Annotated in this window: 14 protein-coding genes; 9 read left to right on the top strand and 5 right to left on the bottom strand. The window is 62.2% G+C overall.

Annotated elements, in window-relative coordinates; genetic code table 11:
* The first annotated feature begins 261 nt into the window (after window positions 1–261).
* The gene (locus P9292_RS05070) at window positions 262–1,416 is read left to right on the top strand and encodes a porin (protein ID WP_309958249.1); all 1,155 of its coding nucleotides are present in this window, start codon (window positions 262–264) and stop codon (window positions 1,414–1,416) included.
* 93 nt (window positions 1,417–1,509) lie between these two features.
* Here P9292_RS05070 and P9292_RS05065 read toward each other — a convergent pair whose 3' ends face one another.
* Complete coding sequence (locus P9292_RS05065; protein ID WP_250528072.1) at window positions 1,510–3,900, bottom strand: ATP-binding protein; 2,391 nt, start codon at window positions 3,898–3,900, stop codon at window positions 1,510–1,512.
* 398 nt (window positions 3,901–4,298) lie between these two features.
* Here P9292_RS05065 and P9292_RS05060 point away from each other — a divergent pair, with 398 nt between their 5' ends.
* The gene (locus P9292_RS05060; protein ID WP_250469077.1) at window positions 4,299–5,045 is read left to right on the top strand and encodes a DUF4105 domain-containing protein; all 747 of its coding nucleotides are present in this window, start codon (window positions 4,299–4,301) and stop codon (window positions 5,043–5,045) included.
* 9 nt (window positions 5,046–5,054) lie between these two features.
* Here the strand turns inward: P9292_RS05060 and P9292_RS05055 are convergent, their stop codons facing one another.
* Entirely contained in the window at window positions 5,055–6,413 is a 1,359-nt protein-coding gene (locus P9292_RS05055; protein ID WP_309958248.1) for an MFS transporter, read from the bottom strand.
* Between the two features lie 279 nt (window positions 6,414–6,692).
* Between P9292_RS05055 and P9292_RS05050 the strand changes: the two genes are divergently transcribed.
* Window positions 6,693–8,495 carry a ShlB/FhaC/HecB family hemolysin secretion/activation protein gene (locus tag P9292_RS05050; protein WP_309958247.1) on the top strand — a complete coding sequence of 601 codons (1,803 nt, stop codon included), beginning with the start codon at window positions 6,693–6,695 and terminating at the stop codon, window positions 8,493–8,495.
* A 69-nt stretch (window positions 8,496–8,564) separates the two neighbouring features.
* Here the strand turns inward: P9292_RS05050 and P9292_RS05045 are convergent, their stop codons facing one another.
* Complete coding sequence (locus P9292_RS05045; protein WP_309958246.1) at window positions 8,565–9,710, bottom strand: porin; 1,146 nt, start codon at window positions 9,708–9,710, stop codon at window positions 8,565–8,567.
* 68 nt (window positions 9,711–9,778) lie between these two features.
* On the bottom strand, window positions 9,779–9,988 hold the full coding sequence (locus P9292_RS05040) for a hypothetical protein (protein ID WP_244829814.1): 210 nt from the start codon (window positions 9,986–9,988) through the stop codon (window positions 9,779–9,781).
* Window positions 9,989–10,011: 23 nt separating this feature from the next.
* On the opposite strand from P9292_RS05040, the gene aldA reads away from it, so the two are divergent.
* From aldA to P9292_RS05010, 6 genes are all read left to right on the top strand, one after another.
* Complete coding sequence (gene aldA, locus P9292_RS05035; protein WP_309958245.1) at window positions 10,012–11,436, top strand: aldehyde dehydrogenase; 1,425 nt, start codon at window positions 10,012–10,014, stop codon at window positions 11,434–11,436.
* A 93-nt stretch (window positions 11,437–11,529) separates the two neighbouring features.
* Entirely contained in the window at window positions 11,530–12,855 is a 1,326-nt protein-coding gene (locus P9292_RS05030) for an MFS transporter (RefSeq protein WP_350029325.1), read from the top strand.
* A complete protein-coding gene (locus tag P9292_RS05025) occupies window positions 12,852–14,069 on the top strand; it encodes a mandelate racemase/muconate lactonizing enzyme family protein (RefSeq protein ID WP_244829812.1) in 1,218 nt (405 codons plus the stop codon). Before P9292_RS05030 ends, P9292_RS05025 begins: the two co-directional genes overlap by 4 nt.
* A 21-nt stretch (window positions 14,070–14,090) precedes the next feature.
* Window positions 14,091–15,749 (top strand): GMC family oxidoreductase, encoded by a 1,659-nt coding sequence (locus tag P9292_RS05020; RefSeq protein WP_250510911.1) that lies wholly within the window; start codon window positions 14,091–14,093, stop codon window positions 15,747–15,749.
* A 156-nt stretch (window positions 15,750–15,905) separates the two neighbouring features.
* Window positions 15,906–16,823 (top strand): LysR substrate-binding domain-containing protein, encoded by a 918-nt coding sequence (locus tag P9292_RS05015; protein ID WP_244829810.1) that lies wholly within the window; start codon window positions 15,906–15,908, stop codon window positions 16,821–16,823.
* 310 nt (window positions 16,824–17,133) lie between these two features.
* Complete coding sequence (locus tag P9292_RS05010) at window positions 17,134–18,024, top strand: LysR substrate-binding domain-containing protein (protein ID WP_309958244.1); 891 nt, start codon at window positions 17,134–17,136, stop codon at window positions 18,022–18,024.
* Between the two features lie 6 nt (window positions 18,025–18,030).
* Here the strand turns inward: P9292_RS05010 and P9292_RS05005 are convergent, their stop codons facing one another.
* A complete protein-coding gene (locus P9292_RS05005; protein ID WP_409015143.1) occupies window positions 18,031–19,389 on the bottom strand; it encodes an MFS transporter in 1,359 nt (452 codons plus the stop codon).
* Window positions 19,390–19,458: the final 69 nt, after the last annotated feature.

The raw sequence follows: 19,458 nt of genomic DNA, 5'->3' as shown, positions 1-19,458 counted from the left end.
GTTCATGCACAACACGAAACCTCGTCTGTATTACTTGCCAAGAGACCTAAGCGTCTGAGCTTAAAGGGATATGAAGCGTCCACTTAGCTTAGTGCGGTTTTAGCAAAATATTGTTTCCTGGCGACCGCAGCGGAATAAACGAAGTGCTCACATATAGTGTCCCTCAAGTTTCTTGAGGAGCGAGCTTCTGCTTGCGCGGTAGCCTGATCTTGAAGAAGCCTGGTCTTGAACATGAACACTTAGCAGGGCACTTAGAGAACCATGAAAAAAACTCTTCTCATCGCAGGCGTTCTTGGCACATTCGCCGCAACGGCTCAGGCGCAAAGCAGCGTCACCTTGTACGGCACGCTCGACGCGGGCCTCGTCTACACCAACAACTCCGCGGGACACAGTAACTGGCAGCAAGGCAGTGGTTCGGTATCGGACACGTATTTCGGTTTGCGCGGGTTTGAAGATCTGGGCGGCGGAATGCACGCGCTTTTCAAATTAGAAAGCGGCTTCAACCTCAACAACGGCAGCTATAGCGAAAGCAACTCCATGTTCAGTCGTCAGGCGTATGTCGGCTTGCAACATGACCAGTACGGCACGATCACGCTCGGTCGCCAATACGACTCCATGGTCGACTACCTCGCGCCCTTGTCGGAACCGGGCGGCGGCTATGGCAATAACCTAACGGCGCATCCGTTCGATAACGACAACCTCGACAACTCGTTCTCGATCAAGAATGCAGTGAAGTATCAAAGCGCCAACTATGGCGGCTTCAAGTTCGGCGGCTTGTATGGCTTCAGCAATGACGCCGGCCAGTTCTCGAACAATCGCGCATGGAGTGCGGGTGCTTCGTACAGCACGGGTCCGTTGAACTTTGCGGCGTCTTACCTGCAAATCAATAACTCGCGCACGGGCAATACGGGCGGCGCGGTAGCGGCGGGTCAAGGCAGCAACAACAATCTGACCGCGGATCAGCAACGCACCTTCGGCGCAGGCTTGAATTACGCTTATGGTCCGGCGACCGTCGGCTTCGTGTGGACGAATACGCATTACGACAACCTGATCGCGGCGTCGCAAGGCGGCTCCACGTTCGCGTTGCCGGGCGGCACGAACCTGCATATGAACAACTTCGAACTGAACGGCCGCTATGCCTTGACGCCTGCGCTCGATCTCGACGCGTCCTACGCGTACACCGACGGCAAGATCAACGGCGCAAACGGCTCGGGCGATCCGAAGTGGCATACGGTGTCGCTCAAGGCGGATTACTCGCTCTCGCGTCGCACGGATGTGTACGTCGAAGGAGTGTATCAGCATGCTTCGGGCGAGCTTGGCAATGCAGGCGCCAATGTCGCGATGATCAACACGTTGTCGCCTTCGACGACGCAGAATCAGGTGGCGGCGGCGGTCGGCTTGCGTCACCGCTTCTAAGCGTGCGTGCTTCGTTGTTGCCCTAGCATCACGCGATAAAAAGGGGCTGCGATCTCATGATTGCAGCCCCTTTTTGCTCAAATAACGAAGCGCTTATTTCTTCTCTTCCGAGCGCTTGACGAGCTGTTCGAAATCCTGCGCCGCGCCGCCCGTTCCCGCTGCCAGCCGCGCCAGCGCCGAAGCCGCCGTATCGCGCCGCACGCCGCTTTCCGGCCGATACTGCTTAGGCAACGCAATGAAGAACGTCGCGCCGTGATCCGGCTGGCCTTCGCCCCAGACCTTGCCCCCATGACGCTCGATGATCCGCCGCACGTTCGCAAGTCCGATTCCCGTGCCATCGAATTTTTCATCGACGTGTAGCCGCTGGAACACGCCGAAGAGCTTGTCCACGTAGCGCATGTCGAAGCCCACGCCGTTGTCGCGCACGAAGTACACCGTGTAGCCCGCGAGTTCGCCCGTGCCTTCCCGCGAGCCGATTTCGATGACCGGTTGCTCGCGCGCGCCGCTGAACTTGACCGCATTGGCGATGATGTTGTTCAACGCCACATGCAAAAAGACGTGATCCGCTTCGGTGGGCGGCAGCGCATCCACCTTCCAGTGCACACGCGCTGACGTTTCCTCGTCGATGTCGGTCTGGATGACCGTATGCACGAGCGCATGCATATCGACCTTATGCGGCCGCAACGCCGCGCGGCCGAGTTGCGCGAAGGAAAGCAGGTCGTCGACGAGACGCCCGCCGAAGCGTGCCGATGTCACGATACGCTCCAGATAGCCGCGCCCACGCTCCGACAGTTTCTGGCCGTCCATTTGCTTGAGCAGATCCGCAAAGCCCACGATATGCCGCAACGGCGCTCGCAGATCGTGCGACACCGTGTACGAAAAGCCTTCCAGTTCGTGATTTGCGCGGCCGAGTTCGGTCGCCAGTTGCGCGATCTCTTCCGCACGCCGCAGCACGATGCCGAGCACGGCCGCGCGGAACTCCAGCGCAATCTCGCGCTCGGCGGTGCGCCACGGCAAGGAGCGATTGCGCACCTCGTCGGTCCACGTTTCGAAGCTCACGCGCGGCGAGAGCGAAGAAGAAAGCCCCGTTAGCTTCGCGCGCGGATCGCCTGCCCATTCGATGGTCTGCACGACCTCGCGGCGAAACCAGATCACGTAATTACGATAGATCTTCGAGATCGATACTGCGAGAAAACCCGCGACATTCGGCGAATCTGGCAGCACGGGACAATCCGCCGATGCGCGATCCGACAGCACCACGTCCTCGCTTTGCTGATCGAGCCAGTCGACGAGCGCTGTCACGTCGTGCTCGCTCGGCGTCACGCCGATGAGCGACGTGCGCCCCTCGAAGATCACCGCCGCGCCCGATGCGCGCGTCAAGCCGAGCAGGTCGTTAGAGTCGTTGACCAGGGCTTCGACGAAGCTGTCCGTATTGGCCATCGACGAAAGCAGCTTCGAAAGCATGCGGCGCAGTTCGAGCCGGTAATGGGCTTCGTTTTGTGTTTCACGCGCCTCGATCTGCAGCGAGACGATCTGCGCGACATGCTCGCAAGCCGTGCGTACTTCGAAGGGCGGCAGGCGCGGCGTCGCGTGATGACAGGAGATCAATCCCCAGAGCGTGTCGTCGACGACGATGGACATCGACATCGAGGCAAGCGTGCCCATGTTGCGCATATATTGCAGATGCACGGGCGAGACGCTGCGCAAGGACGCGTAAGTGAGATCGGTCGGCCGGCCAGTCTGCGGATGCAACGCGGGCACGAGCGGCGCGGCTTCGTAATCGGCGTTCGAAATCAGGCGGATGCGATTGCGCTTGTAGAGTTCGCGCGCCTGGGCGGGAATATCGGACGCGGGGAAATACTGGTTCAGGTATGACTGATAGCCCGGCTCGATGGCTTCGGCGAGCACGTGGCCGTTGCCGGCTTCGTCGAATTGATAAACGAGCGTGCGCCCGAAACCGGTAATGCGCGCAATCTCCGTCGCCGCGAACTGGCAAAGCTGCTCGACCGTGCGCATGGACTGCACTTCGGTGACGAAGGAGCGCACGAGCGGATACATGCTCGAAAACACTTCGGCGGTATGTTGCGCGGGTTCCAGTTCAACGAAGAGCAAGCCTTCATGCCGATGCACGACGAGCGCGAACGGGCCGCTTTGGCTCCAATGATCGATGACGACATTGCCCGTGTGGATCGTCGCGCCATCGCGCGTAAGCCTTCCCAATTCGGCGACGGCGCGGCGGCTGGCTTCATCGCCGATGACGAACGACAGCGGCTCGCCGAGGCAACGCTCGGGCGCGATCGACGTGAGTTGCGCGACATTGCCACTCACTTGCAAGATCGTGCCTTGTGCGTCGATGCTCAAGAGAAGACCGTGCGGCTGGATGCCGCCAGGAACGTGAATGGGCTCGCGCGCGCATTCGGCATACGCCGATGCATCGGGCGCATTAAATTCACTGCTGTGTGCGGTGGAGGAGTTGTCCGTCATTGTCTCGATAAGGCGTTTCGGCGGCGCAAAGGCGCGCCGGTTTGTCCAATGGCCGCAAGCTTTCAGGCAGCAGACGCATTAAGACGACGATCGGGTCGCGGGCTTCGTGCGGCCCTGACACGACGGTCGAAGACGATTTACGGTTCGCACGCCGGTCTTCGAGCCGGATTTTTGTCTGCATGTCGATGCGGCACGGCCGGTCATTTCTACTCCGGGCGGCGCATCCTGGCTGATGAAGCAATTGTAAGCGGGCATCGCAATCCTTGTTTTCAGACCGGCGCGTTCATGCGGATATTCGGGCATACCGGCGCTTTCGCATGAATCGTTCCGCGCTTCGAGTCGCACGAAGTCTCGCGGTACAGTGGCAGTTGTTCACGAGCCTTTCATGGAGTCCGACCGTGAAATCCGGCACGGAAAAGAGCGCGCCTTGGGTGGAGGAATATGCACGGACCGCGTCCGCCATGTGGTGCGGCGACCAAGTGCGTATTCGCAATGTCCGCAACTTTGTCTACCGAACGCGGGACGAAGCCACGCCCGCCTATTTCGACGCCATCTATGAGATCTCGCGACTACAGACGGTCGATCTCGTGGTGTCGCGCTGGACGCATGAATCCATTGCACATGTGTTCGTAAGCTTCGGTTTCGACGATGGCCGTTATCTCTCCATCTCCATCGAAACGCGCCGTCGGCAAGGGCAGCATTATTCGACGTGGCGCGGCTTCTTCAAGCATTACGATCTGATCTATGTCGTGGCCGACGAGCGCGATCTGATCGGCGTGCGTACCGATATACGGCGCGAACGCGTGTCGCTGTATCGCGCGCAGGTCACGGCCGCCACCGTGCGCGCGCTGTTCAAAGACTACATGCGGCGCGTGAACGACCTGAACGAACGCCCCGAGTTCTATCACACGCTCTTCAACAACTGCACGAGCAATATCCTGCATCACGCGCGAACGGTCGCGCCGCATCTTCGTTATAGCTGGAAGGTGCTGCTAAGCGGCCACGCCGACGACTACACCTATCGCATGGGCCTGCTCGACAACACCTCGACGTTCGATGAACTCAAGCGGCGCAGTCTCATTGTGCGGCCGGAAGGCGCGCTGATCGACGAAGACTTTTCGGCGGCGATCCGGCGCGCTCATTGAGTGCTTGGGTCAGCCGGCCGTTCTCGCGGCGACGCTGCCGGAACCGGCATGAAGCGCCCGGCGTGCGCAAAGCGCGAGCAACACGCACGACAGCCCGTTGAAGAGAAAGAGTCCGCGCGGACCGAAGACGGTCATCAATAGCGAAGCCAGCGCCGGACCGGTCATGCCGCCGAGCGAGAACAGCACGAGCAAGGTCGCCGAGATGGCGACGCGCAAATGCGCCTCCGTTCTATCATGCACGTGCGAAACGATGAGCCCGTATTGCGTGAACGTCACCGCGACATACGCCAGCGTGCCGCACCACACCACCGCGCGAAAATCGAAGCACAGCAGCACGAAGCTCAAGGTCGCCGAAATCGATGCCGTGTAAAACACGAGACGCCGTCTGTCCACTTTGTCGGAGAGACGGCCCATCGGCCATTGCGGCAGGAGTGCGCCGATCAGCGCCACGCCCATGAAGGTCGCGAGTTCGCTCGTCGAAAAGCCGGAGCGTTGAAGATAGACCGGCGTCATCGAATAGAACGCGCTGTAGAGAAAGCCCGCGAGAATGCAGCCCGGAACCGCGAGCGGCGTCGCGGCCATCATCTCGCGCAGGCTCTCGCGCCAGGTTCGGGCGGGCACGCGGTCGAGGTTTTCATCGGCGACCTTGACGGGCCAGCCTTCCAGCAAGGTCACGGGCAGCACGGCGGCGGCGAACAGCGCGGCGGCGATGGAGAATTGCTGCGCACCCGTGCCCGCGCCGACATTGAGCAAGAACTGCCCGGTGCCGACCGCGAGATAGTTGATGGCCGCATACGAGCCGAAGACTTGGCCGCGCCGCTCGTTCTCCACCGTGCCGTTGAGCCAGCTCTCGATGGACGTATAAAGCCCCATGAACGCGACGCCCGTGAGAATACGCACGAGCGCGAGGAGCCACGGCGACTCGCTCGCGCCGAACGCCAGCGCGAGAATCGACGCGGCCGCTGAAAAAGCCACGAATGTCCGATGCGGCCCAATCCGGTCGATGAGCCGCCGGTTCACCACCGCGCCGAGAATGAAGCCCAGGTAATAGCACGACTGAATGAGGCCGATCACGAGCGTCGGATAACCCGCCTGCAGGATGCGCAGCGGTATCAGCGTCTGGAAGAGGCCGTTTCCCGCGACGAGCAGCGCATAGCCGCACAACAGGCCCGCGAGCGCGCGATAACTGCTGCCCGCGCCGCCGGGCGGTGGCGGCGGAAGCGGGTCGCCGCCCGAAGGCGGTGTCTGACGGCCGAAGAGCTTGGCTTCGGTGAGCGGTCCGGTCCGTGCGATGGATGAGGACTCCGGCGTTGTCTCGCTCTGTGTCTGATCGGAAAACTGCGGCGTTTCGTCTGCTATTTTTGTCATGACACTCGTTTGCGTTCGGAACGGCCCTTGGTCGAGGCGCGTTCGCACCCGATGCTACCTGAAACCGGAACGGCGCCTGAGCACGTGTGCGACCAATTCGTGATCGACACCGACATCGTGGCGCTTTCGAGCTTCGCCTCGCGCGCTCACGGTCATGCCATTAGCGAGTACGATGTCAGGCCGCCGCGTGACGATGCGGACATTGAGACGAGGAGCGCCTTTGCGACAGACTTTCGATCTTCGCCGTGGTTGGCCCGCGCGTCGGCGCGCCGGTAGCGCATGACGCGGGCATCGAAGGGGAGCGTGCGGTTCACGCGGCTCGCGTGCTGCATTGCCGCCGCTCATGCCGCTGTTTATGCCGCCGCTTATACCGATGCAGCGCACGCGCAATCATATAAAGACGTCGCGCCGATTGCCCCGCCCGCCGCCGAGCGTCCGCGTGCACCGCAGCCGCCCGCCGAATCCGGCGATGCGTCGCAGGCCGTAGCGATCGCGGATTTACGCGGCATCGCTTTCGTGCGCTCGGACGGCGCGGCCGGTTCCGCCAGCACGCAAGGCACGCAAGGCACGCAGAGCGCTGCGATCACGGCCAGTGGCGCGCCGCTGCTCGATTCCGCTTTCCTCGATACCTTCGCGGCCGATCTCGCCCATCCGCTCACCTTCGCGCGTCTGGCCGAAATTCGCCGCGCCGTCGTGCAGCGTTATCGCGAGGCGGGCCTGCCGCTCGTCGATGTCTACGTGCCCGAGCAGGACGTGAGCGACGGCGTGGTGCGCATTGCGATTGCCGAGTTTCGCGCGGGGCGCGTGCTCCCTCAAGGCAATCGCTATTTCTCCGATGCGCTCCTCGCCCGCGAGATGCCGCTGCCCGCTGGCGAGCCGATCCGCGAAGCCGATGTCGCCGCGGGCCTCGCGCTCCTGAATTCGAACCCGTATCGCCGTGTCGACGTGATCTATGCGCCGGGCGCCGCCGCGAATACCACCGATGTCGTCCTGCAGACCGAAGACCGGCTGCCGTTGCGCGTCTACGGCGGCTACAACAACGACGGCGTGCCGGACCTGGGCCGCGACCGCCTGCTTGCGGGTTTCGACTATGGCAATCTGTTCGGCACGGATGCGCGCATCGGCTATCAGGCGACGGCGAGCAACGACCTCATTTCGGGTAATCCGGATATCGAAGGGCGGCCCAACCGGGCGCGCTTCGTCGCGCATTCGTTCAACCTGATTGCGCCGCTGCCGTGGCTCGACCGTATCGAACTGTTCGGGGTGTATGCGCAAAGTACGCCACGCTTGCCGGACAGTTACGGACAGACGGGCACGAGCGCGCAGCTCAGTTTTCGCTACGACTGGCGCCTTCCGCCGCTCGACAAGGCGGGTGCGTGGCAGCAGCAACTGCAACTCGGCTACGACTTCAAGCGCTCGAACAACGACCTCGAATTCGGCGGCTTTCAGGTGTTCAATGCCAATACGCACGTCCATCAGTTCGTGCTTGCCTACGATCTGACGAAGAGCGACGCATCCGGCGACACGCATCTGAATGCATCGCTCTACGCGAGCCCCGGCTATCTCGACGGCAGCAACAACAGCGACGCCTTCGATACCGCGCGTCTCGGCGCGAAGCCGCGCTATCAGTATCTTCAACTGTCCGCGCAACGCGATACGCCGCTGGGTGCGACGGGCTTTTCGGTATCCGCGCGCGGGCTCGTGCAGTGGACCAACAACACGCTTTTGCCGAGCGAGGAACTCGGGATTGGCGGCGACTCGACCGTGCGCGGCTACGACCCGTACGCGGCGCAAGGCGATCGCGGCTGGAACGTGCAGACGGAGTTGCGCTCGCCGGCCATCACGTTCGGCTTCGCGGCGATGCAGCCGTTTGTGTTTTTCGATGCAGGGCACGTGTGGAACCGCATCCCCGAAGCGGGCGAGGTCAACAATGCATCGCTTGCGAGCATCGGCGGCGGTGTGCGTTTTCAGATGAGCCGCTTCGTCACGTTCAGGGGAACGCTCGGGTTTCCGCTCAGGGCTGTCGTGCCGAATGGCTCGAAGGCGCCGTTGGGGGAGATTTCGGTGGTGATCGGGAGTTAAGCGTCACGCCCAAGCAAAAGGCCGAACGAGCGTCCGGCCTTCCGCACCACGAACTCAATGTCAGCTAGATCAGAACGCGTGCCGCAAAGCCACTCGCGCGACGAACTGATTCGAATTCGACGACACTTGCTGCGCGCCCGGAATATACGCGTTGTCCAGCACCGAATCCGTCGAAGGCCCGTGGATTTTCTGATATGCGCCTTGCACATAGACGTCCGTGCGCTTGGACAGGAAGTAATCCGCCATCAAGCCGAACGAGTGAATCTTCGGCTTGACCGTGCCTGAAGCCGCGTCGTACGTCTCGATGGAATACACATACTGCGCGCCGATGAAGAACGCCGGCGTGAACTGGTACTTGCCGTTCACTTCGAAGTTCTGATACTTGACGGCGTTGAGCGTGTTGCCTGCTGCCACGAGCGTGCCGCCTATATAGCCATTGGTCGACGGATCGCGATAACTCGAATTCGTATAGGCGAAGCCTGCCGTTGCGGGGCCGAACGAGTAGTTCACGCCCGCGCCGTAGACCTGCATGCGTCTCGCGACGAAGCTCGCATCGTTGGCCGCGATGGCGCCGATGCCACCCGCGCCGACGCCGTCCGCGCGCATATATGCCGCGCCGGCCAGCAAGCCGCCATTCGCATACGAAGCGCCGACGCTATACAAGCGGTTGTCCGCGAAACCCGTGCTGTTGCTGAAGCCATACAAGCCGCCGAACTTGAAGCCGCCGAAAGACGGACTCGCATACTTCACCGCGTTGTTCACGCGAAACGAGTTGTCCGTGTTGTCGTTGTCGAACGGATGCGCGAACAGGTAGCCCGCGAAGTTGCCGTTGGCGGTGGTCGGCGCAAGGTAATCGACGACGGAATCGTACTGACGCCCAAGCGTCACCGAACCGAAGCGTTCGTTCTGCACGCCCACGAAAGCCTGACGGCCGAACATGCGGCCACCCTGACCCGCCGCGCCGTTGCTCAGGTTCAAACCGCTTTCCAGTTGATACACGGCCTGAGTCGCGCCGCCGAGATCTTCGACCCCGCGCAAGCCCCAGCGGCTGCCCGACGCATAACCGCTCGTCAATTCGTAGGCGTGATTTCCGCCGACGTTGCTCGTGTAGTCGAGGCCTTCGTCGAGCACGCCGTATAGCGTGACGCCGCTCGCTGCAAAGACGGAGGAAGACAGGCAGCAGACCGCTGCGAACAGAATGGCTTTAATTCTCATGAAAGTCTCAAGTTTTCTTGTTTTATCCGATGACGTCCGTGTCGCTCACGCGAAAACGACAAGGATGGCTAACGATGAGCGACGGATTGTGCGTGATCGACGCGCGCTTGCAAAGGGATTTCGCCGAACATCGAACGTGAGTTTTTTGAATGTTCTGCCAGCAAATTCTTCGCTTGTCGCTGCAGCGCGAAGCGCGGAAAAATGGGCCGAAAGTCGTAAGAGGCAGCCGCGACATCAGCGGCGCTGGTTTTTCCGCTGCGGCCGCCGTCGCCCGTCATCGAACCAGGAATCATCGAGAAACATGAAGTCAGAACGCAATTTCGTGAACGGATGTTTCATCGCGCCCGCAAGCGATCAACGCACCGCCGTCGTCAATCCGGCTACCGAAGAAGTGCTCGGCCACGTGCACAACGCAACGCGCGAAGAGGCGTTGCAAGCCGTTGAATTTGCCGCCACCGCGCAAAAGCGCTGGCGCGTGATGCCCGCCGCCGAGCGCGCGGTGCACATGCAGCGTCTCGCGGACGCCATCGTCGAAGCCTCCGCCGGTATCGGCGCGGCGCTCGCCTCCGAGTCGGGCAAGAGCCTGACGGACGCCACCAACGAAGCCATCTACGCCGCGCAGATCACGCGCTATCACAGCGAATGGGCGCGGCGCATCGAAGGCGAAGTCATTCCGAGCGATACGCCCGACGAAAACCTCGTGCTGCATCGCGAGCCGATAGGCGTCGTCGCCTGCCTGATTCCCTTCAATTTCCCCATCTACACGCTGCTGCGCAAGGTTGCGCCGGCGTTGATCGCGGGCAATACGGTGGTCGTGCGCCCGAGCAACAACACGCCGCTGTCCGCGTTCGAATTGGCGCGCGCCGTCGAACGCGCTGCATTGCCGCCGGGCGTCGTCAATATCCTGGCGATGGATCACGCCACCGCCGAAGCCGTCTGCACGCATCCGGCAGTCGGCATGATCACGCTAACGGGCAGCGTTTCCGCGGGCCGCAAGGTGCTCGATTACTGCAAGGCGAATATTGCGAAGCCTTCGCTGGAACTGGGCGGCAAGACGCCCGCGATCATCGAGCCGGATGCCGACTTGCAGAAGGCCGCGCGCGAACTCGTCGCCTCGAAGCTCACGCATGGCGGTCAGCTTTGCACGGCCATCGAGCGCGTTTATGCGCACGCGAGCATCCATGATGAATTCGTTCGCCTGCTCAAGGAGCAGATGCTGGCCAAGCAGATCGGCGACCGGTTCGAAGACGCGAGCTTCATGGGGCCGCTCGTCAACGAGGCATCGCGCAAAGGCATTCACGCCATGGTGATGCGCGCGGTCGAGGCAGGCGCTGTGCTCGAAACCGGCGGCGAAGTGCCGAAGCGCAAGGGCTTTTTCTATCCGCCGACGCTTTTGTCCAACTGCCGTCAGGACATGGAGATCGTGCAGGAAGAAACCTTCGGGCCGGTGCTCGCCGTCGTGCGCTACGGCACGCTCGATGAAGCCATCGCGATGGCGAACGATCATCAATTCGGTCTTTCGTCCGTGCTTTACACCGAAAACTATCGCACGGCGATGAAGGTCGCCAACTCCATCGAAGCGGGCGAGCTTTATATCAACCGCACGCCGGCCGATCCGTATCAAGGCTTCCACGCGGGCTGGAAACGCTCCGGCATCGGCGGTGACGACGGCAAGCACGGCATGCTGGAATTCACGCAGACGCGTCTCGTCGTCATGAAGTACTGACCCAGGCCGTGTCTTCTCGCGAGGACGCCGCCGTTTTCCTTTTCCAACTCACACAAAAACATACGAAGGCTGCGGGCTTTGCGCCCGCGGTTCATCGAGGAGCCTCCCGTGTCATCGAATCCCGCTCAAACCAGCCAGGGCGCGGCTGCGCTGCCGCTCAAAAGCGCGCGCGCCGACCGCTATCTGCAACTCGCGCTGCTCGTGGTCGCCGCCGGCGCGATCTATCCGATTCTGTATCTGCGGCAGGTTTATCAGCCGACGATGCTCGAAGTCTTCCGCATCACCGAAGAGCAACTCGGCTATCTCTACTCCGCGCTCGGCACGATCTTCCTGATCTGCTATTTGCCAAGCGGCTGGCTTGCGGACCGCGTTGCGCCGCGCGTGCTCATCTGTTTTTCGTTGATCGCGACCGGCGCGCTCGGGCTGTGGTATTCGACGGCGCCTTCGTTCGCCTCGCTGATCGTGATCTTCGGCTGCTGGGGTTTGACGACCGGCCTCACGTTCTGGGCCGCCATCATCAAGCGCGTGCAGATGATCGCCGCCGCCGACGAGCAAGGCCGCTTCTTCGGCTTTCTCGATGGCGGTCGCGGCTTGATCGAAGCGCTGCTCGCAACCATCGCGATTTCGGTTTTCGCCTACGTGACGCACACGCGCGGCGACTCCACCGCAGCGGGTTTCAAGCTCGTGGTCTATATGTACGCGTTCCTGTGCATCCTGCTTGGCGTGGTGCTCGGGCTGGTTCGCGATCCCGACGCGGGCGCCACCGCCGTGGCGAAGCGCAAGAGCAACGTGCTGCGCGACCTCGCCGTGCTGCTGAAGAATCCGCAGTTGTGGCTGCTCGCGGCCATCGTGTTCTGCGGCTATCAGGTGTTCTGGGCGACGTACAGCTTCTCGGCGTATCTGCATGAGAAGGAGATCGGCCTTTCCGTGGTCGCGGCGGGTTTCATCACCACGCTCAAGCTGTGGATGCGTCCTATCGGCGGCATCGGCGGCGGCTTTCTCGGCGACCGCTTCTCGAAGTCTTCCGTGCTCGTGTTCGCGCTCTTCGCAGCCGCGCTCTCGCTCGTCGTGCTGATCGTCGCGCCGGGCATTTCGAGTCACGTGCTGATCGCCGTGGTCGTGCTGTTCATCGGCGTGATGACCTATGCCATTCGCGGTCTCTACTGGTCCCTGCTCGACGACTGCAAGGTGCCGGCCGAGACGAGCGGTCTCGCCATCGGCCTCATCTCGGTGATTGGCTACTCGCCGGACGCATTCCTGCCGCTCGTCAACGGGCATCTGACGCAGAACTATCCCGGCGTGCTCGGCTATCAAATGTACTTCGGCTATGTCGCCGTGATGGCCGCGCTCGGCGGTGTCGCCGCGCTCGTCTTCAAGCATCGGCTCAAACGCATGGAACGCAAGGAATCGCAGCAATGAAAATCGCCGCACTGGAAACTCATATCGTCGCCGTGCCGCCGCCGCATGTCGGTGGCATGTACTGGATCTTCGTGAAACTGCGCACGGATTGCGGCATCGAGGGCGTCGGCGAGATTTACTCGGCCACGTTTCATCCGAAGGCGATGACGCCGATCATCGAAGATGTATTCGAACGCTATCTGCTCGGCCACGATCCGCATCATGTCGAGCGCTTCTATCGCGAAGCCTTTTCGAGCGGCTTTACGCAACGCCCCGACCTCACCATGATGGGCGTCGTAAGCGGCCTCGAAATGGCGTGCTGGGACATCATCGGCAAGGCGGCGGGCAAGCCCGTGTACGAACTGCTCGGCGGCCGCGTGCACGAGCGTCTGCGTTCCTACACGTATCTTTATCCGAAGAACAGTCGTGGCGAATACGACTACGACGACCCGGACCTCGCGGCGGAATGTGCCGCGCACAACGTCGAACTCGGTTTCACGGCGGTGAAGTTCGATCCGGCAGGCCCCTATACGGCGTATTCCGGCCACCAGATTTCGCTCGAAGTCATGGACCGCTGCGAAACCTTCTGCCGCAAGGTGCGTGAAGCGGTTGGCAGCAAGGCCGATCTGCTGTTCGGCACGCACGGACAGATGGTGCCATCGTCGGCGATCCGCCTCGCGCAACGCCTCGAAAAGTTCGATCCGCTGTGGTTCGAGGAGCCCGTTCCGCCGGGACAGGAAGACGCGATGGCGCAAGTCGCCGCGAAGACGAGCATTCCGATTGCGGCGGGCGAGCGTCTGACGACGAAGTACGAGTTCTTCAAGCTGCTCGAAGCGCGCGCCGCATCGATTCTGCAATTCAACGTCGGACGCGTGGGCGGGCTACTCGAAGCGAAGAAGATCGCGAGTCTCGCCGAAGTGCATTACGCGCAAATCGCGCCGCATCTGTACAACGGGCCTGTCGGCGCGGCGGCCAGCGTGCAGATCGCGGCGTGCTCGCCGAACTTCCTGATTCAGGAAAGCATCGGCACGTGGGACGGTTTTCACGCCGAAGTGCTGAAGACGCCGATTCGCTGGGAAGACGGCTACATCATTCCGTCGAACGAGCCGGGTCTTGGCGTGGAACTGAACATGGACGTGGTGCGCGCGCATACGCCTTATACCGGCGACCGTCTGCATCTGCAGATGACACCCCGGCCTTTCGACGTGAAAGACCTCGCGCCTGCCAAAGGCTGACACTCACCGGAATACTCAAGCATGGAATTCGATTACATCATCGTGGGCGCGGGTTCGGCGGGCTGCATTCTCGCCAACCGTCTGACGGAGTCGGGACAGTATTCGGTCCTGCTGCTCGAAGCGGGCGGCGAGGACGCGTCGTTCTGGTTCAAGGTCCCGGTCGGCTTCACCAAGACCTACTACAACCCCGAATACAACTGGATGTACTACAGCGAGCCGGAAGCGCAGCTGAACGACCGTAAGTTGTATTGCCCGCGCGGCAAGGTGCAGGGCGGCTCCGGCTCCATCAACGCGATGATCTACGTGCGCGGCCAGCCGCACGATTTCGACGACTGGGCGAAAGCGGGCAATCGCGGCTGGAGCTTCAAGGACGTGCTGCCGTATTTCCGTCGCGTGGAATCGCATCCGCTTGGCAACACGGAGTATCACGGCGCGAACGGCAAGATCCGCGTTTCGCCGATGAAGGACGACGCGCATCCGATCTGCCAGGACTTTCTGCAAGCCGCGGAAGAAGCGGGCTTTCCGCGCACCGACGACTTCAACGGCCCGAAGTACGAAGGCGCGGGCATCTACGATGTCAACACGCGCGACGGTCAGCGTTCGTCGAGCAGCTTCGAGTATCTGCATCCGGTGATGGAGCGCGGCAATCTGAAGATCGAGCGCAACGTGACGGTGCGCCGCGTGTTGTTCGACGGCGCGCGCGCCATGGGCGTGCTCGCCTCGCGTAATGGCCAGGACTTGCAGTTCCGGGCGAAGCGCGAAGTAATTCTCTCGGCGGGTGCCGTCGATACACCGAAGCTCATGCAACTCTCCGGTATCGGCGAAGCGGAGTTACTCGCAAAGCATGGCGTGACGCTCGTGCATGAGCTGCCGGCGGTCGGCAAGAATCTGCAGGACCATCTGTGCGTGAGCTTCTACTATCGCGCGACGGTAAAGACGCTGAACGACCAGTTGGGTTCGCTCATCGGCAAGGCGAAGGTGGCGCTGCAATATCTGATGACGCGCAAGGGACCGCTCGCCATGAGCGTGAACCAGGCGGGCGGCTTCTTCAAGGGCGCCGACGACGAGCTGGAGCCAAACCTGCAGCTCTACTTCAACCCGCTGTCGTACCGCATTCCGAAGAGCAGCAAGGCGCAACTCGAACCGGAACCGTACTCGGGCTTTTTGCTGTGCTTCAATCCGTGCCGTCCGACGAGCCGCGGTTCGGTGGAAATTGCGTCGGCGAAGGTCGAGGATGCGGCGAAGATCCGCATCAACGCGCTGACGACGGCGAAGGATATCCGCGAAGTCATTCAGGGCAGCAAGCTCATTCGCCGCATCATGGGCACGAAGGCGCTGCGCCAGGTCACGGCCGAGGAAATCTCGCCGGGACCGGGCGTGAAGAGCGACGAAGACATGCTCGCGTATTTCCGCGACCAGTCCGGCTCGATCTATCACCTGTGCGGTTCCTGCGCGATGGGTCCGGACGCGCGCACCTCCGTGGTCGACGAGCGTCTGCGCGTGCATGGCATCGATGGTTTGCGCATCGTCGATGCATCGGTGTTCCCGAACATCACCTCCGGCAACCTCAACGCGCCGACGATGATGGTCGCCGAGAAGGGCGCGGACATGATTCTCGAAGATTCGCGTCGTGGGGTGGTCGAGGCGTTGAAGCCGCTCGAACTTCCCGTCGCCGCATGAACGAAGCGGGTCTAGGTTGCCCGCCGCCGCCGGTCGGATAACCGGCATAATTTGACTCGATTCGTAAAATGCTGCCAAAGAGCGGCACGACTGGCGTGAAGCGCGTGTTAAATGCGCGCACGTCAGACGAGACAGGAGACAGTTTTGAAGCGGAAGATGCCCGCCCTGAACGCGCTCAGGGCTTTCGAAGTGGCTGGCCACACCGGTAGTTTCACGCGTGCGGCGGAAGTGCTGCATGTCACGCAAAGCGCGGTGAGCCGTCAGGTTCGCCAACTCGAAACGCAACTCGGCGAAGCCTTGCTGCTGCGCCGTCATCATCATCTGGAGTTGTCGGCCACGGGGCGCCTGCTGCTGCAGGCGCTCAAGATGTCGTTCGATCGCATCGAGCTGACGGTGCGCAGCATTCAGGAGAAGACGCATCTCAAGCGCTTGCGCATCAACGTGCCGCCGACCTTCGCGAGCCGCTGGCTCATGCCGCGCCTGCCATCCCTTCGTGCTGCCGCGCCTGAAGTCGAAGTCACCCTGACCACGCGCCGCACCGACGAGCTCGTCGAATCCGGCGCGCTCGATTGCGCCATTCGCTTCGGCAACGGCGAATGGGCCGGGCTCGACAATCAATTGCTGATGAACGAGCGGCATATTGCCGTGTGCTCGCCCGAATTGCTGGGCGAGCGCGCGACGACCTCGGTGGACCTGAACGCGTTCACCTTGCTGCATGTGCTCGCAAGCAACGATCAGCGCTATCTCACCTGGCAACACTGGCTGAACGCGGCGGGCATCGACGATGTCGATACCCACGACGGCTACGAATTCGACCTGCTCGATCATTCGATCCATGCGGCGGTGGATGGCATTGGCGTCACTATCGCGGATCGTCACATGATCGCGCCGGAGCTTGCGCGCGGCGCGCTCGTGCCGCTACTGGATGTAGAAGTGGACGGGCATCAGTCGTACTGGCTCGTGACGCGCGCGGGACAGGACGATGCGCCGCATGTCGCGATGTTTCGCGAGTGGCTGCGCGGACAGGTCGACGAGCAGCAGCGATGCTTTGCGCGGATGCGGGCGGCAAGATGAGTCACGAGTCGCCGGGCGCCGAGCTCTTGCGTCCGTCCACGGATAACCCCGGCGGGTTGTAAGCCTGCATCGTCAGATGTCGTAGGCGTGCGTGATTGCCGCATCGCCGAGTGTGAACTAGAACAGCGCGATGTTCTTCGAGTGGCGGTCGGCGTTGCGCACGATTCGCGGCCTGAAGGCTACAAAACAGGCTCATGCAGATTTTTGTAGCGCTCAGGCTGCGGCGACCTTGAGGTTTGAGCCGCGAAGGCCGGACGCAACCGCCTGTCGACTCGTTACCATAGAAAAAAAACCAACCTAGCGAGACACCATGCGCCGCCTGCCCTCACTCACCGCGCTACGCTTCTTCAAAGAAAGCGCGCGCCACATGAGCTTCAACAAATCCGCCGCCGCGTTGTGCGTGACGCCAGGCGCGGTCAGCCGCCAGATTCGTCTGTTCGAAGACGCGCTCGGCGCGCGGCTTTTCGACCGCGATCACAAAGGCATACGCCTGACCGCGCAAGGGACGGAGTTGCTCGCGTGCGTCTCCGAGGCGTTCGATTCCATTGAACGCACGACCCGCAAGCTCTCGATTTCTCCGAAGAGCGAACGCAAGCGGCTCACGGTGAGCGCGCCGCCGACGTTCGCATCGCGCTGGCTGTCGCCACGTCTCGGTTCGCTGATGGACGCGGTGCCCGACATCGACCTCTCGGTGCGCACCGACGCCACGGGCGAGTTTCAATGCACGATCCGCTTCGGGCACGAGGCGCGGGCGGATCATCGGTCGGCGTTGCTGTTCATCGAGCGGCATGTGCTCGTCGGCGCGACGAAGTATGCGGGCCAGGACGTCGTGGCGCTGCTGGAACGCCTGCCCGCGCTGCACGTTCTGCACAACGACGCGCGCCTCACGCTTTGGCCGAACTGGCTCGATGCCGCGAGCCTGTCGCGCGGTTTCGCGGAAAACGGCATCGAGTTCTCGACACTCGATCAGGCGATTCGCGCCGCGCTAGCCGGAACCGGCCTCGCGGTGGTGGACCGCAACATGATCGCGGACGAGTTGCACGACGGCACGCTTGCGCAACTGTCGCCGGTGGAATCCACGGGGCCTTATGGATACTGGCTGGACATCGGGCCGTCGGCTGCCGCGCAGGATCATGTGCAGGCGTTCGCGGAGTGGCTGCGTGGCGAAGGGGTGACAAACGCGAACGCAGCGCAGCCTTGAAGCAGTTCAGTTGCCACTCGCCTCGTTCAACGTCAGATGCTTCGTTTCCGGCGCCCATGCAATCGAAACCAGCATCCCGATGAACAGCACCGCGGCGAGCGCGAGCATCGTTACCTTGACGCCGACGCCCGCAATGCCCAGTGGCAACAGAAGCGTGCCGATAGCCGAGCCAAGGCGGCTGCATGCAATCGCCAGTCCGACGCCGCACGCGCGCGCCTCGGTCGGAAAGCACTCGGGCGGAAACACACCGACCAGGTTTGAAAACGCGGACATGGTCAGTGTGAAAAGCGCGAACGCCGCGATCATCCAGAGCGACGCCGACGATGGCAGCACCGCGAGCGCCAGCAGCGACACGCACGTCACCGCGAACGAGCCGATCAGGAACGCGCGCCGCGATAGCTTGATCGTCAGCCAGATGCCGAGCAACGCGCCTATCACGAGCACGCCGTTGAGCAGCAGATCCGCGCCCGAGCCTTCGTTCAGATCGATCGCCTTGAGGATGCTCGGCAGGAACGTGTAGATCGCGAAATACGGGATCACGAGGCACACGAAGAACGCGCAATTGAAGATGGTGCGGCGGATCAGATCCGGCTTGAAGAGCCGCGCGAAGCCGCCGGGCGGAGCGAAGTGTTCGCCGGCGTCGGCGTCGAGCGTCACGTTCGGGCCGAAGTGCTTGCGCACGATACGCCGCGCTTCATCGCCACGACCGCAGCCGAGCAGCCAGCGCGGCGACTCCGGCGTGCCGATACGCAACACGAGTACGAGAAACGCCGGAATGCCGGCCGAGGCGAGCAGCCAGCGCCAGGCGTCCGGCGAGGCATTGGCGTAATGCATGCCGAGCACGTTCGCAATCACGTAGCCGATGGTCCAGATCACGCTGAACGAGCCGAGCAGGGTGCCGCGATGCTTGCGCGGCGAAAACTCCGCGAGAATCGCATGACCGACCGCGAAGTCGCCGCCCATGCCGAAGCCGATCAACACGCGCAACGCAACGAGCATCGCGGGCGTGGTCGCATAAAACTGCGCGAACGCCGCCGCCGTGATGATGATGAAACTCAGCAGAAAAATCTTCTGCCGTCCGAGCCGGTCGGACAGCCAGCCGAATACGAGGCTGCCGAAGAAGATGCCGATCAGCGCGGACGAGCCGAGCATGCCCATCCAGAACGCATCGAGCGGAACCTGCCGGTTCATCGACGCCAGCGCGTAACCGATGGTGCCAAGCGCATAACCTTCCGTGAAATGCGCGCCGAACGTCAGCCCCGCGATCTTGATATGAAAGCGGTTGAGCGGAACGTCGTCGAGCGTGACGCGGCCGGCGCCAGGCGACGGGGCGAGATGCGCATCGAGCGCATCGGGAATGACGATTCGAGTATCCAAGGGTGTCTCCTCCACTGCATGAATTGCCGCGCGCTTGCTGGTGCGTGCTTGTGGTTA

This window comes from Caballeronia sp. LZ001 (assembly GCF_031450875.1).
GTDB lineage: Bacteria > Pseudomonadota > Gammaproteobacteria > Burkholderiales > Burkholderiaceae > Caballeronia.
This window is presented reverse-complemented; position numbering and strand designations above follow the sequence as displayed.